Origin of the sequence: Streptomyces sp. NPDC050704, assembly GCF_040654355.1 — a bacterium.
Taxonomy (GTDB): Bacteria; Actinomycetota; Actinomycetes; order Streptomycetales; family Streptomycetaceae; genus Streptomyces.
The window spans coordinates 16976-32347 of sequence record NZ_JBFAHW010000086.1; the positions used below are offsets into that span (position 1 = coordinate 16976).

Below are 15372 nucleotides of genomic sequence, written 5' to 3' on the forward strand. Positions count from 1 at the left end.
AGCAGCCGACGTTTGGCTTCGAACGACTCTTGTGGCCCGTCTAAACGCTTTCTGGCCCCGATAGGCGATCTTCCCGGTGTGTTGTGAACGACTGATCTGGCCCCACTCCGAATGCTGTGAAGGGCTTGACTCTGGATGGCGCGATGCCATGCCGGGTGGGGAGGTTAAGGCCGTTGTCCATTTCCAGGCGCGCGAACTGCCGCGCCGACAGGCGCTCGGGCGACACCGGCCCTTTGGAACGCAGGGCTTGCGCCCCGCCCTCGCGCCACCGTCGGCGCCACTGCCGCACCGTGCGCGAGGTGACCGTAACCCGGCCGCGACCGCACCGGCACTCTCGCCCGGTTCGAACAACCCGGCAGCTTTCAGCCGCAGTCGCTCACTCCGTTCCTGCTCGGCGGACGTGTACCCGCCCCTCCGCGCGTACCGCATGAACCCGCCGTACCGCAGGGATCACGAACCGTCACACCCCCTCGGGGTCCACGAGTTCAACCTGGGTAGTGCTCTGACCGGGAAGGTTCGCCGGGTTGTAGGAGCAGCGGCGCGGTGCGTCGTCTACGGCAGAACTTCGTCTGCGCTGCGCGGCTCCTGGCGCTCTTGATGGTTGAGCCGGTGGCGCAGGACGGAGGAGTGGCGGTAGACCTCCTTGCGTGCCCGCATGATGTCGCCCAGCGGCGCGTGAGCGTCTGTCACCCGCCACGGGTTGAAGGAGAGCGCGTCCATCCTCTTGAGGTTGTCGTCCCCCGAGATGTCCTGCCGTGGGAGGCGCAGCTTGGCGACCGTGACGAACGGGGACAACTGCTCGGGCCACTCGACGGTAAGGTCCTCGACGGGCATCCGATCCACGTCGGCGCACAGTTGGACTTGGATGTCGAACGCGTAGGGCCGGTCCTGGAGCTCTGCCACCAAGGCCGGCCGGAAGACCTCCGCCGCCGCCGATTCCAGGTCCATGGTGCGCTGGACCACTGCATCGGCGGAGGCGGGGTCGGGGGCGATACGCACCTTGGCGATGTAGTCACCGTGTCGGACCGCGCCTATCGTCCAGTGGGTCGACAGCAGGAGGGGCACTGAGGGCCGCTGTGACGCCTTAAGAAAGGCCAGGAACTCGTCCCATGCCCACTCGTCCTCGCTCAGGGTGCCCTTCCCGGTCACGAAGTCGCGGTAGAAGCGATGCCGACCGGGCGCACCTTGGGCGAAATAGGCCGGTAGTTCGAGGGCGAGCTGCTGGATGAACAGGTAGTGCTCCACGGTGTTGCAGAAGAAGATCGGCGCGTTGACGAGGGCGTAGTCGAAGGTGCGGGTATCGGGCTCGTCCTCCAGGAGAGTCGGGCCGTCGATGTCGAAGATCTTGAGTGCCAATCCGGTCGCGCTGCCGAGCTGCTTGTCGGCTCCGGCATGCGGTGAGGCGTTGGAGAAGCGCATGAGCGCGTCATGTCGTCCTGGTGTGGCGTAGATGCCCTGCGCGTACTCAGCGGGCAGCTGGTCGAGAATCTCGACCTCGCCCCTGACCAGTCCGTAACCCTTGGCATGTGCGTCGCGCACTGCAAGGCCATTGCCTTCGGCCGTAACCGATTCGGTGATGTACTGCTCCGACTTCGCGATCACCGTCCGGAGGTTCTCGTCGAACTGAGGATCAACAGGTACGTCAACGCCCGGAGCGTAAGGAATGAACCGTGATGGCATGACTCGACCAACCCTTGTCGTTTGTGGCTCGCCCCTCGGCGTGGCCGGGAGATGACTTGTACGTGATCGCCACGGCCGCGCCCTCCCGGGCCAGTCGTCGGGCGATGGCCGCGCCGATACCGCGGCTCGCGCCGGTCACCAGGGCGACCTTGCCGCCCAGCTACCCGCTCACAGTGGTGGTCGCGCTCTTCACTTCACCTCGAACTTCGAGGCGTTCTCGGCCAGCCAGTCGTCGAAGCTCTTCAGCGCCGGATTGATCTCGCGCACCCGGTTCAGATCACGGGCGCCGGTGAATTCCTTATCGAAGTCGCCGTAGTACTGGAACATGTTGCCGAGCTCCTCGGCCAACGGAATGTCGAGGGTGCGGAAGAAGTCGTAGGGCACGGACTGGAAGCGCACCGGCTCGCCCAGCGCCGCCGCCAGCTTCTCCGCGTACTGCGCACCGGTCAGATGGTCGCCGGCCAGGCTGACGGTCTGGCCGATGAACGGCGCGCCGCCCTTGAGGATGGCGAAGGCCGTCCGGCCGATGTCCGCCACGTCCACTCCGGCCAGGAGCTTGCCGTCCTCCATCGGCAGGGTCAGCGTCAGTACGCCGTCCTCGCCGCGCTGGGGGCCCATGCCCTGCAGCAGGAAGCCCTGGAAGTAGAAGGTCGTGTTCAGGAAGGTGGTCGGCACCCCGGCCTGCCTGAACAGCTCATTACCCTCACCTTTGACATCGAAGTGCGGCACGTTGTACTTGTCCTGCAGGACCGGCATACGGCCGTCCTCCAGCGGCAGCAGCTCGCGGGTGTCCTCCAGCGTCGACCAGACCACGTGACGCAGCCCGGCGGCCGCGGCGGCCCGGGCCAGAACCTGGATCTCCTCGTTCTCCTTCACCGCAGAACCGTGCGCCCAGAAATTGGTGACCAGGAAGGCGCCGTAGGCACCCTCGAACGCCTTGCGCACCGTCGGCTCGTCGTCGAAGTCCGCCTGCACGACCTCGGCTCCGAGCGCCGCGAGCTCCCGGGCCGCGAGCGAGTCGGGATTCCGGGTGAGCGCGCGCACCGTGAAGCCCGACTCCGGATCGGCCAGGATCGCTCGAGCGGCACCGCCGCCCTGCGCTCCCGTCGCTCCGGCGACTGCGATGACCTTCTTGTTGCTCATGAAAGGTGTCCCTTCCCAGGAGAGGCTTCAGTTGATGCATCAACCACGCTATCTAAAGTCGGTTGATGCATCAACCTGATGTGCGCGATCGAGCCATGACCGTTTCGCGGGGCCGACAGAGTCTTCACCCGAACAGGACCGCTGCATCAGACGGACCAAACGATCATGACTGGCCATCCGCACTGTGCGTCGGCTGATACGAACGCCGGTCGGCGGGACGAGGCTGTCCCCCGACGACGGCCGCACCCGTCCGCGAGGGGAGCCATGCACCCGGTGATCGTGAAACGACCACGCACAGACGCCTGTCCTGGGCGATGGTGCGCCCTGCTGACGGGGCGGTGCCGCGCCCACGGGTGACCCCAATCTGACGCAAGAGGGCTTCTGAAAAGCCTGCATGGCCATGGAGAGGTAACTGGCTGTCCGTGGGCTCAAGGGAGTCCACGGACAGTTCGCTGTGTGACCTCCGTGAAGGCAGTACAGCTCACCAAACCAACGAATATTGGATCAGAGTTGCCATACACCAAGAGACATGACAGGGCAGCCGTCAGGCGTCTGATACCTCTACTCACAGGAACCCTGGTCCTCGCCGGCACACTGGCGCCCGCCCGGGCCGAGACCGCCGACACCCCCGGCTACGCCGCCGGCACCTACGTGGTGAAGCTCGCCGACCAGCCGGTCGCCACCTACCAGGGCGGCCTGAAGGATCTGAAGCGGACCGCCCCAGCCCCGGGAGACCGGCTCAGGACAGGCACGAACACCGTCCGGGCGTACCTACGGCACCTCGACTCCCGCCGCGACGAGGTACTCGACGAAGTCCCCGGCATCCAGAAGCTGTACAAGTACGACTACACCTTCAACGGCTTCGCCGCGAAACTCACCGCCCGCCAGGCCATGGAACTGGCCGCCACCCCCGGCGTGATCTCACTGACCCGGGACAAGGCCGAGCGTCTGACCCCGGCCCTCGACAACGACAGCAGCTCGGGCGGTGCCGGTCGGAACACGACGACGGCCGAAGGCGCGGCCGAGGCCGAGCTGCCCACACCCGACATCCCCCACTTCCTCGGCCTGGACGGCGACAAGGGCCTCTGGTCCAAGCTCGGCGGCCCGGCACACGCCGGCGAGGGCATGATCATCGGCGTCGTCGACCTCGGCATCGATCCGACGAACCCGATGCTCGCCCCGCTCTCGGAACCCCGCCCCGACGCCGACCTCATCGCCAAGAAGTGGCACGGCTCCTGCGACGAGGGCGACGACCCCGCCCACAAGGTCACCTGCAACAACAAGCTCATCGGCGCCCAGTGGTTCCGCAAGGGCGTCCCCGACCCCACCGCCCAGGACGTCCCGTCCCCCACGGACATCAACAGTCACGGCACTCACACCGCCACCACCGCCGCCGGCAACCACGACACCCCGGCAGAGGTACCCGGCCTCGGTGTGCGCGGCAAGGTCAGCGGTATCGCCCCGGCGGCCCGGGTGGCCGCGTACAAGGCGTGCTGGCACGACGGGTGCTGGACCTCGGACACCACGGCGGCCGTCGACAAGGCCGTGGCGGACGGCGTGGACGTCATCAGCTACTCCATCGGCGGGGCCCTCACCACCTCCACCTCCATGGAAGCGATGTTCAACGCCGCGAAGGCGGGCGTGTTCGTCTCCGCCGGCGCCGGCAACAGCGGGCCCGGCACGGTGGGCAACACCGCACCGTGGATCACCACCGTCGCCGGGGAGACGGACGACACCGGCTACACCTCGAACCTGGTCCTGGGCGACGGCCGCCGCTTCCGCCACGACAAGTTGCAGGCCGCCGTCCCCACCGCGCCGCTGGTCGACGCCGGTGAGGTGCGCAAGCCGGACGCGGATGCCGCACAGGCCGCGCTGTGCACGCCGGGCACGCTCGATCCCGGCAAGGTGAAGGGGAAGATCGTCGTCTGCGACCGGGACGACGACCAGTTCATCCCGTACCAGATCAAGGAGGTCAAGACCGCGGGCGGCGTGGCCGTGACCCTGGCCAACACGGCGACCAGTACCCAGGACTTCTCCTACTACATCTACGGCCTGCCCATGATCCAGCTGACCCGGGCGGACGCGAAGACGGTCAAGGAGTACGCGGCCGGCTCCGGCGCCACCGGCGAGCTCGCCTCCGGCACCGCCCCCGTCCGCGCTCCGCAGGTCACCGCGTCCTCCTCCGGCGGCCCCGACCCCTACAGCGGCGGCGACTTGCTCAAGCCGGACATCGCCGCACCGGGCCGCCTGGTCCTGGCGGGCACCGTGCCCGGCGGGGCCCTCGGGTACCCGGACCGCTTCGGCTTCATGTCGGGCACGTCGATGGCGACGCCGCACATATCCGGCCTCGCGGCCCTGCTGAAGCAGCTGCACCCGGACTGGTCGCCCATGGAGGTCAAGTCGGCGCTGATGACCACGGCGACGACCACCGACAACGAGGGCAAGCCCATCGGCCGGGAGAACGCCGACCCCGCGACCCCGCTCGACTACGGCGCCGGCTCTCCCCGGGCCGCCCTGGCCGCCGACCCCGGCCTGGTCTACGACTCCACGTCCGCGGACTGGACGTCGTACCTCTGCGGGCTGGGACTACGGCCGACCGCAACGGACGGCGGCGCCTGCGCGACCGCCCGTCCTGCCGACCCCAGCGATCTGAACCACCCGTCGATCGCGGTCGGTGACCTGGCCGAGCGGCAGACCGTGACCCGTACGGTCACCAACGTCGGCACGGACATCGCCACGTACGAGGCGACACTCCGGACGCCGCCCGGCTACAAGGCCGAGGTCACCCCGAAGCGCCTGACCGTGCCCCCGGGCCGTTCGGCGACGTACCGGGTCACCTTCACCCGCACCGACGCCGCCTACGGCGCCTGGTCCTACGGCTCCCTCACCTGGAGCGACGCACACAGTCGGCACCGGGTCAGCAGCCCGATCACGCTGCGCGCCGCCCGCTTCGCCGCACCGGACGAGGTCACTCTCGCCGGTGAGCGGTCCACCCAGCTCGCCGTACGGGCGGGCTGGAGCGGTGAACTGACCGCTCGGGCCGAGCTGTACAAGGCTGAAAAGATCACCGGCACCCTCACCGGCGAGGACCAGTCGGGCTCCCCCGCGCCCACCGGTGACGCCGCCGCGAAGATCCCGCTGCACGTCCCGGAGGGCGCCCCGTTCACCCGGGTCGCGGTCGACCCGGCGGACCAGCTGCCCGGCAGCGTCGTCTACGTCAACGCCGTCGACCAGAACGGCGTTTCCTTCACCGCCGGGCCGGACAACGGCGCGGAGTTCGTCGACCTGCCGCCCGGCGACTACGACGTCTACGTGGTGCAGTACAACGCACCGAACGGCACCGGCAGCCAGCCGTACACGCTGCTCCTGTGGAAGGTCGGCCAGACCACCCCTGCCGTCCGGCCCACCGTCACCCCCGCCGCCCAACCCGTCACCCCGGGCGCCCCGCTCGGACTGACGGTGGCCTGGCCGGACGCGGTCCCAGGTGAGCGGTATGTCGGCATCGTCGAGTACGGCGACGGATCCCAGGACTTGGGCCGCACCAGGCTGGCCGTCACGCCGTAACACCCGACGACAGCACTGGGCGACCGTCCGTGAACCGGACAGTGGGAGAGCGTGGCGGGAACCACCATGGACCAGAACGAGATGACGCATCAACCATCGATGCGTCGATTTCCACTCACCGCCCGACCTCGGACGGCGGGCCGAGGCGTTACGGCATCAGGGGCGATCCGTCTCCAGCCGATCCAGGATGCGTTCACACAGCGCGGTGAGCGTGTCGAGCTCTTCGGGACTGAGGGGGTCGATGATCAGCCGGCGCACGGTGGCGACGTGCTGGGGGGCGGCCGTCTCGATGGCCGCACGGCCGACGGGGGTGACGACCACATGGACGCCGCGCCCGTCCTTGGGGCACTCCACCCGGCTCACCAGGCCGCGTTTGGCCATGCGGCGGAGATGGTGGGACATACGGCTCCGCTCCCACTGCACCACGTTGGCCAGGTCCTGGAAGTGCCGCAGCCCGTCAGGTGCGTCGGTGAGGGCCACAAGAACGACGTAGTCCGCGATGGACAGGTCCCCGCAGTCCTGCAGCGTACGCGCCAATGCACCGGGGAGCTTCTGGTGGACGCCGACGAAGGCGCGCCAGGCGCGCTGTTCGGGCGGGGTGAGCCAGCGTGTTTTTACCTTCATGCGAACCAACTTTAACCGATGGTTGACACATCATCCATAGTTGGCGTAGAAGTTGACGCATCACAGGAACGGCGCAACTTCCATACGCCTTCCATCCCCCCGTAGGAGATCCCCATGAGCGAGTCCCCGAAGACCGGCCTGAACGCCCTGCTGACCCCCGAGGAGAGCGTCCTGCTGCTGATCGACCACCAGCCGTTCCAGTTCGCCAACCTGCACAGCCACGAGCCGACGATGATCGTCAACAACACCGTCGGGCTGGCCAGGACCGCCAAGGCATACGGCGTCCCGACGATCCTGACCACGGTCGTGGAGGAGCGCGGCGGCCTCATAATCCAGGGCCTCCAGGACGTCTTCCCCGACCAGAAGCCGATCAACAGGACGACCCTCAACTCCTGGGAGGACCAGCGCGTGGTGGACGCCGTCAAGGCGACCGGGCGCAAGAAGCTGATCATCGCCGGCCTGTACACCGAAATCTGCGTGGCCTTCCCCGCCCTGCAGGCAGCCGGCGAGGGCTACGACGTCTACGTCGTCACCGACGCCTCCGGAGGCGTGTCGGCCGAGGCCCACGACATGGCCGTACGCCGCATGGTCCAGGCGGGAATCGTCCCGATCACGTGGCTGGCCGTCCTCGCCGAGTTGCAGCGCGACTGGGCCCGCACCGACCTCGTCGCGCCCGAAGACCTGGCGGCGCTCATGGGGTACTCCGGCGGCGCCGGAGTGGCGTTCGCCTGGGAGATGCAGCTCCTCAACACGCCCGTTCCCAACGAGACCGCCGTCGGAATGTAAGGCCGGACCGAGGCAACGGGGCGGCACCGGCGCCAGTGCCGCCCCGTGCTCGGGCGCCGAGACCTTTCGCGCATCCCTCCCGGCTCGGCTCCGTCGATGGCGCGGTGTCAGGCGGCCATCGACCGGAGTGAGGCACCGTGTCCGCAGGGCACCGAACCACACCTGTTCAGTCCGTCGATCCAGAAGGGTGCCCCCCATGGCAACCGCCCCCGCCGTGCCTCTCGTTGGCCCTCTCGTCCCTCCGAAACTGATCGCGACGGACCTTGACGGCACGCTGCTCCGCAGCGACGGAACTCTGTCGGACCGCACCCGGGCCGCCTTGACGGCAGCCGAGCAGGCCGGGATCCGCGTGGTGCTGGTCACGGGCCGCCCGCCGCGCTCCGTACCGGAGTTGCTGGCCGCCATCGGGCCGCATTTCGTCATCGCCGCCAACGGCGCGGCCGTCTACGCCCCTGACGGAACTCTGGCGCACCTGTCCCCGATCCGGCCCTTGGCGGCCACCCGGCTCATCTCCCGCGTGCGCTGGGCGCTGCCCGGGACCGCTTTCGCCGTCGAGTACGACGCGGCATTCGGCCACGAACCTGCCTACCCGACCTGGTCGTTCGGTGAGGAGGCCGCCGAACCGGTCGGCACCGCCGGGGAACTGCTCACCCGTGTCCCGGGCAGGCCGGTGCTGAAGATCCTCGCCTACCACCCGACGCTGCCCCTCGCCGATTTCTACGAGCGAGCGCGGCGCACCGCGGGCAGCAACGCCGAGACCACCTACTCCACCGGACTGTCGTTGGTGGAGTTCAGCGCACCCCGCGTCACCAAGGCCACCACCCTGCTCGCGTGGAGCGACCGGCTCGGCGTCGGCAGCCACGAGATCGCCGCCTTCGGCGACATGCCCAACGACCTGCCCATGCTCACCGCGGTGGGTCACTCGTACGCCATGGCCAACGCCCACCCGGACGTCCTACGGGCGGCACGCCATCGCGCCCCCGCCAACGACGAGGACGGCGTCGCCCAGGTGGTGGAACGTTTCGTCGACGCACTCGTACGCCGACCGTCCCGGCGCATCCCCTCGGTGTGGACCCTCTGGAACGACTCCGACGACCCCGCCGACGCGCTCGACTGACGCCCGCCGGGGCCCTCTCCCGAGTCCGACCGCGCCCATCGGGCGACGAACGTCTGAAGGGAACATGAGCATGGCTGAGAGCACGGATGCCCGAGGGATCAGGCCCGCGTCCGTCGGGCGCCGGAGTCTTCTGGCCGGGACGGTGGCGGCGGCAGGTACCGCCATTGCCACCGGGCTGCCTGCCACCGCACAGGCCGCCACGACGGCGGTGACCGAGCCCGCCCGCTTCCCCGCGGGGCGGCCGCTGCTGATCCGCGGCGCCACCGTCGTGACGATGGACAGGGTGCGCGGGATCCTGCCCGACACCGACGTCCTCGTGGTGGACAAGAGGATCAAGGCCGTGGGCAAGAGGCTGGCCGCGCCACAGGCCACAGCGGTCATCGAGGCCAAGGGTGCCCTGCTGATCCCCGGCTTCGTCGACACCCACCGCCACATGTGGCAGTCCACTCTGCGCGGCATCGGCGTCGACTGGACACTGAACGACTACTTCGGCGCGATGCAGGCCCTGCTCCCCCACCTCCGCCCCGAAGACGTCTACGCCGGCAACCACCTCGGCATGGTCGAGGCGGTGGCCGACGGCGTCACCACCGTCGTGGACTGGTCCCACGGGAGCTCCACGCCCGCCCATGCCGACGCCGCGGTCGACGCCCTGACGGCCGTGCCCGGGCGAGCGCGGTGGGCGTACGGCCGGTTCGGCTTCGACACCTCCTGGGTCACCAGCGGGGAGGTCGAGCGCATCCGGGCGGCGCGGTTCAGCAGCGACGACCAACTCGTGACCATGCAGCTGGCCCTGGACCTGTCATCGGACGATTTCGCCGCCGCCGCCGCCGTCGCCGCCCTGCGCCACGCCGGGCGGCAGTCCCTGCCCGTCACCATGCACACCGGAATCTTCGGCTTGAACCCGGACGCACTCATCGCCCACCTGGCGGACAACGGTTTCCTGAGCCCCACCACGACACTCGTCCACGCCGCCACCCTCACCGACGACTCCTACCGCCGGATCGCCGACAGCGGAGCGTTCGTGTCACTGTCGGCGGAGAGCGAACTCAACGCGGGGCAGGGCTATCCGCCCACGGGCGCGGCCCGCCGCTTCGGCATCCCCATCTCCCTGTCCATGGACACCGTGGTGTGGTGGAGCGGCGACATGTTCTCCGCGATGCGCGCGACCCTCAGCGCCGAACGCGGACTGACCCACCTGCGGGCCCACGCCCGCGGCGAGCAGGTGACCGGCCATGACCTGCGCGCCGCCGACGTCCTGCACTACGCCACGCTCGGCGGCGCCGAGGCCCTGGGCATGGCCGACCGGATCGGCTCCATCACCCCGGGCAAGCTCGCCGACCTCGTCCTGCTCCGGCAGGACACACCGTCCATGACACCGGTGAACCATCCCGTCGGGCACCTGGTGTTCCAGGCCGGGCGCGGGGACATCGACACCGTGATCGTGGGCGGCCGGGTGCTCAAGCACCGCGGCGAACTGATCGGGCTCGACCTCGTACGCGCGCGACGACTCGCCGAGGCGTCGCGCGACCACTTCCGTGCCGCCGTCGGGGAAACAGCCTGGCAGCGATTCGTCGACCCGCCTCGCACCTGAACCCGTCGGCGCGCGCCTTCATCTCGGCGGGTGCAAGTCGTTCCGGGCCTCGTCCGCCCGGCGCGCCGGGCGGCCTCGCAGCCATGTCTCCCAGGAGTGGCCCGCGCGTTTCCCGACGGATATCACCCGCTCGACTCCGGGGGCGGAGCCGTTCTTCACGGTCGTGGTCAGCAGGCCGAAATGGACGGCCACGGTCACCACAAGGGCCCCTGACCAGCATCTCCAGCAGCGCCTTGCCCTCCCGGTCCGCGGGGGCGGGAGTGTCAGGCGGTGCGTTCTGGCCGCGTCCCACAGCGGCATGACGAGCGTGTGCCGCGGTTCCGGGCCGACGGGTTCCGCGGACGCGACGGTGGCCGCCGTTGTCCCTGCGGGCAGGGCGCAGGGCTCCCTGCGCGGCAGAAAGGGCATGGCACTCCTCTGCGGACGGCGAGATTGCCGGCGGGTCATGGGTCCGGTTACGCGCGCTGGGCGGACTCGATGCGGGGGTTCCCGCGAGGTGCCGAGCTTCTTGACCGGCAGGCGGCGAGCCAGTTCAGCGCCGTCGTCCAAGGAGAGACGGACCGGAGCGGGGACCCGTCCGGCGATGTCGGTCAGCCGGTCCGCGTATGGCCCGGTACTTCGTTCCACACCCTGCAAAGGCCCCAGGCCGATCCCGGTGATCACGACCGCCTCACGACCGGTCACCGAGCCCGCCGCGTTCTGGCTCCGCCGATGCCGGTGCGCACCGTGATGACGGTCTTGACCTCGGTCGCCCCTCGTACGGTGCCGTTCACGACGGCCGGTGCCTCCTCCAATGGGACCCGGGTGATCGGCGGCGGGGCGACGTGTCCGGTGCCGATGGCCTCCGCGACACGGTCGAGGAGGTGGCCCGAGGCCGACAGCACGAAGTTGATCTCGGTGACGTCCACGGCTTCGAGCGCTCCCACATCGGCCACGAACCTCGTCGTGACCGCCGAGCCGCCCGGGCGGACTAGCTTGGCCAGCGAGGCGAAGCGGTCCGCTTCGCTCACGAGGTCGATCAGCGCGTCGATGCCGTCGGGATGCGCCCGCTGCACCGCTTCCGGCAGGGAGACCGTCGTAGGGTCGATGATCTCCGCGGCGCCGTATCGGCGCATCCGTTCGGCGGCGATGCCTGGCGCGACGGCGATCACGTGCGCGCCCGCCCCGACCGCGAACTGGGTCACCATGGAGCCGACACCGCCCCGGGCACCCACGATCAGGACCGTCCTGCCCTGGAGCGGTGCGAGCATGTCCGTCACGGCGAGACCCGTCATGCCGATCGTCGGCAGTGCCGCCGCCACGTCCAGGTCCATGGCGTCCGGGACCCGGGTGAGCGGCGCGTCCTCGTCGACGGCGACGTACTCCGCGTACGTTCCCGTCGACCCGATCGGCGGGATCATCAGCTGCCCGAAGACCACGTCCCCCGGAGCAAACCTGGTCGTGCCCTCGCCGACGGTCTCGACGATGCCCGCGCCGTCAGTGCCCAGCACCATCGGGAACGTGCCGGGGAGCATGATGCGCCAGTCGCCGTTCGCGAGACTCCGGTCGATGGGGTTGACGGCCGCTGTCCGCAGCCTGATCAGCAGTTGGCGGGGCCCTGGTCGTGGGGTGGGCACCTCGCCCAGGACCGCCGTCTGTCCGTAGTCGTTCACGATCACCGCGCGCATGGCTCTCCTCGCGGACGGGTGGGGCCGTCTCGCGGGAAAGTGTCGTGCCGGCAACGGGGCGCTCGTATCAGCCGACGCACAGTGCGGATGGCCAGTCATGACCGGCGCCCCGAACGGGTCAGGACACTAGCTCCCGTCGTCCGGCAGTACGGCGTCGAGCTGACCGCGTGCGCCGATGCCGAGCTTCATGAAGACCTTGCGCAGGTGGTACTGCACGGTCCGCGCGCTGATGAACAACCGCGTACCGATCTCCGCGTTCGACAACCCCGCACGGGCGAGTCGGGCGATCTGGGCTTCCTGCGGCGTGAGTTCCTTCCGGGTGTCGTCGGTGCGCTTGCGAGCAGTGGCCCCGGTGGCGAGCAACTCGCGCCGGGCGCGGTCGGCATAGGCGTCGGCGCCCATCGTCACCAGCATGTCGTGGGCGGCGGACAACTGCTCCCGCGCATCGGCCCGCCGCTTCTCGCGACGCAGCCATTCGCCGTACAGCAGGTGCGCCCGGGCGAGTTCCACCCGAATGCGGGTACGGCCGAGGAGCTCGATCGACTCCTCGTAGAACCCCTCGGCGTCACTCCCCTGGGCGAGGAAGGCACGCACCCGGGCCTCGATCCCGCGCGACCAGTCCGTCGGCGCCGTACGCGTGCGCTCGGACAGCCACTCGAGTACGTGGTCCACGGTCCCTCGGTCACCGGTGCGGGCCGCCGCCTCCGCCAGCTCGGGCACGACGAACGGTCCCAGTCCGCACGGGTCTTGTTCGAACACCTCCCGGGCGGCGACGAGCGCCTCACCGTGGCGGCCGAGGCCGTTGTGGAGGATCGCGTTCATACAGCCCACGAACGGCATGACGGCCCCGTTCCCCTGATCAGGCACCGCCCGCCGGCTCGCATCGGCCAGTTCCCGCACGCGCGTCTCCTGCCCGCGCCACGCCATCAGCATCATCTCGGGAAGCGGGAAGTACGGGTTGCCCGTCGCCTCGGTGAGAATGCAGTACTCCGCGATCACCTCCCGCGCGCTCGCGAACTCTCCGGCGAGAACCTGCCCAAGGCCCAGGACGCTGAGTGCGACCCGCAACTGCCCCAGCGCACCCGTCCCGCGAGCGACCCGATCCTGGCGTGTGGCGATCGTGAACGACGCCTCCGCGTCCCACAGTTCCATGGCGAGAATGACCGCGGCTCTGCCGCTCACGAGCCGGCCCCCGTCGCCGTCCGGTCCGCTGATCATGCGCAGTGCCTCGGCGAGCATCGGCCCCGCCACCGCGTACCCTTTCGTGGCCCGCGCCAGCCAACCGTCGAGCAACACGTCGACCGCGCGCGGCGGTTCGGGAGCGGCAGGCGCGTTGCGCGCGGCTTCGACAACCGCGGAGAAGCTGCTCGAGCCCTCCAGCGCGTCGCCCATCACGGCCGCCACCAGCGCCTCCAGGTAGATCTCACGCGTCAGGGCGGGATCGAACGGTTCCCTGTGCCGGGCCGCGCCGAGAAGGATCCGAGCCGCCTCGGGCATGCGTTGCTGCTCCAGCGCGATCCGACCGCGCAGGTGCTCAGCCTGGGCCGTCCGCAGGACGTCCGGCGGACCCGTCTCGGCCGCCTCCAGCAGCCTCAGCGCGTCGTCGGGGGCGTCGGAGTCGAGCTTGGCGCGGGCCGCCGTGAGCATCCGCTCCGCGCGGCGCGCGGGACCCGGTGTCAGGAGCGCCGCGTGTTCGAGGAACGCCGCCGTCGCGGTGAGGCCGCCGCGTGCCAGTGCGCGGTCGGCGGAGCGCTCGAGTTCCTCGGCGACGTTCTCGTCGGGCCGCGTCGCGGCCAGGGCGCGATGCCAGGCGCGGCGGTCGGGATCCTGCTCCGGATCGGTGGCCTCCGCCAGTGCCCGGTGTGCCTCCCGGATCTCCTGCGGTGCGGAGGAGTTCATCAGCGCCGAGCGGACCAGCGGGTGCCGGAACCGTACCTGGGGGTGAACCTCGACCAGACCGGTCTCCATCGCGGCGGTTATGGTCTCGCACGGGATGCCGAGCAGCGCAACCGCCCGGTTCAGCAGCGTCAGGTCGCCGACGGGGTCCATGGCTGCGAGGAGCAGCAGGCGCCGGGGCTCGGCCGGGAGCGCGTCGATCCGGCGCCGGAAGCTCTCCTCGATCTTCTTCGACAGGGGCCCGGCACCGCGCCGTATCCCCAGACCGCCGGCGATCTCCGCCGGCGACATCCCGTGCAGCAGCTCCAGCAGGGCCAGCGGATTGCCGCGGGTCTCGCTGATGACCTGGTCACGGATGCGTTCGTCCAGCGGTCCGGTACCCACCGAGTCGAGCAGTGTGCGGGCGTCCTCGTCCGCCAGGCCCTCGACGACGAGTTGCGGCAGACCCACTAGGTCCCGGCTCGGCCGACGGGTGGCGAAGACGAGCCCGACCGACTCCCTCTCCAGCCGACGGGCGACGAACGCGAGCACCTGCGCCGAGGCGCGATCAAGCCATTGCTCATCGTCGATGACGCAGATCAGCGGCTGTTCCTCGGCGACATCGGCAAGCAGACCCAGGACGGCCAGGCCTCCGAAGAAGCGATTCGGAGCCTTTCCCGGGCTGATACCGAAGAACGTGCGCAGGGCGTCGCGCTGCGGAGCCGGCAGGCGGTCCAGCCGGTCCAGCGTGGGCGCCAGCAACTGGTGCAGCGCGGCGAACGGCAGATCCATCTCCGCCTGTACACCGGTGGCGCGCACGATACGAACACCCGATGTCTCGTCGACGAGCCAGTCCAGAAGCGCCGTCTTGCCGACGCCCGGCTCACCGCTGACGACGAGTGCCCGGCTCTCCCCCGCGCGAACGGCGTCCACGAGGGCGCTGAGGGCCTCGCGCTCACGACGTCGGCCTATCAGCCGCGTACAACTGCCGCCCGCAACCGGACGGATGTCCCCTGACGATATTGACCGGGCGTCTCCCATGCGGCCCAAGAATACCTGTGGCCAAGGCATGCGCAGGATGCCCTCTCGTCCCTCATGACCAGGTAGGACTTGTCCAGGACAGCCAGGTCAGGCCGGTCGTGCGGACACCGGTCGACGCCTGGCGCGCGGAGCGGAGAACCGCCTCCGCGCATGGGGAGAGTCGATGCCATACATCCGACCTGTTGCGGCGTCAGAAACCCTCGGGAAAGCTCTGTCACACCCGCGTTCGCCGCATTGCCAGGTGACCGGCCGTGGCCGAGAGTCATGAACTGTCCCCCAGGGAA

The 15372-nt window shown here is 69.7% G+C and carries 9 protein-coding genes and 1 pseudogene; 4 read left to right on the forward strand and 6 right to left on the reverse strand.

Going from position 1 to position 15372, the window contains the following annotated elements:
• Positions 1 to 552: 552 nt before the first annotated feature.
• The 3 genes and pseudogenes from AB0I18_RS36730 to AB0I18_RS36740 all read right to left on the reverse strand — a co-directional run bounded on the left by AB0I18_RS36730 (position 553) and on the right by AB0I18_RS36740 (position 2823).
• Positions 553 to 1539, reverse strand: a complete 987-nt coding sequence (locus AB0I18_RS36730) for a catalase family protein (protein WP_363110033.1) — start codon at positions 1537 to 1539, stop codon at positions 553 to 555.
• Between the two features lie 175 nt (positions 1540 to 1714).
• A pseudogene (locus AB0I18_RS36735) lies at positions 1715 to 1840 on the reverse strand (SDR family NAD(P)-dependent oxidoreductase); the annotation flags it as partial.
• A gap of 29 nt (positions 1841 to 1869) precedes the next feature.
• Positions 1870 to 2823 carry an NmrA/HSCARG family protein gene (locus AB0I18_RS36740; protein WP_363110034.1) on the reverse strand — a complete coding sequence of 318 codons (954 nt, stop codon included), beginning with the start codon at positions 2821 to 2823 and terminating at the stop codon, positions 1870 to 1872.
• 510 nt (positions 2824 to 3333) lie between these two features.
• Here AB0I18_RS36740 and AB0I18_RS36745 point away from each other — a divergent pair.
• Positions 3334 to 6387 (forward strand): S8 family peptidase, encoded by a 3054-nt coding sequence (locus AB0I18_RS36745; RefSeq protein WP_363110035.1) that lies wholly within the window; start codon positions 3334 to 3336, stop codon positions 6385 to 6387.
• Positions 6388 to 6543: 156 nt separating this feature from the next.
• Here AB0I18_RS36745 and AB0I18_RS36750 read toward each other — a convergent pair whose 3' ends face one another.
• Positions 6544 to 7011 carry a MarR family transcriptional regulator gene (locus tag AB0I18_RS36750; RefSeq protein WP_363110036.1) on the reverse strand — a complete coding sequence of 156 codons (468 nt, stop codon included), beginning with the start codon at positions 7009 to 7011 and terminating at the stop codon, positions 6544 to 6546.
• Between the two features lie 114 nt (positions 7012 to 7125).
• Here AB0I18_RS36750 and AB0I18_RS36755 point away from each other — a divergent pair, with 114 nt between their 5' ends.
• The 3 genes from AB0I18_RS36755 to AB0I18_RS36765 all read left to right on the forward strand — a co-directional run bounded on the left by AB0I18_RS36755 (position 7126) and on the right by AB0I18_RS36765 (position 10505).
• The gene (locus AB0I18_RS36755) at positions 7126 to 7797 is read left to right on the forward strand and encodes a hydrolase (RefSeq protein ID WP_363110037.1); all 672 of its coding nucleotides are present in this window, start codon (positions 7126 to 7128) and stop codon (positions 7795 to 7797) included.
• Between the two features lie 196 nt (positions 7798 to 7993).
• Positions 7994 to 8914 (forward strand): HAD family hydrolase, encoded by a 921-nt coding sequence (locus AB0I18_RS36760; protein WP_363110038.1) that lies wholly within the window; start codon positions 7994 to 7996, stop codon positions 8912 to 8914.
• A gap of 70 nt (positions 8915 to 8984) precedes the next feature.
• A complete protein-coding gene (locus AB0I18_RS36765) occupies positions 8985 to 10505 on the forward strand; it encodes an amidohydrolase family protein (protein ID WP_363110039.1) in 1521 nt (506 codons plus the stop codon).
• A 680-nt stretch (positions 10506 to 11185) separates the two neighbouring features.
• Here the strand turns inward: AB0I18_RS36765 and AB0I18_RS36770 are convergent.
• Entirely contained in the window at positions 11186 to 12172 is a 987-nt protein-coding gene (locus AB0I18_RS36770) for an NADP-dependent oxidoreductase (protein WP_363110040.1), read from the reverse strand.
• A gap of 126 nt (positions 12173 to 12298) precedes the next feature.
• Complete coding sequence (locus AB0I18_RS36775; RefSeq protein ID WP_363110041.1) at positions 12299 to 15118, reverse strand: AAA family ATPase; 2820 nt, start codon at positions 15116 to 15118, stop codon at positions 12299 to 12301.
• Positions 15119 to 15372: the final 254 nt, after the last annotated feature.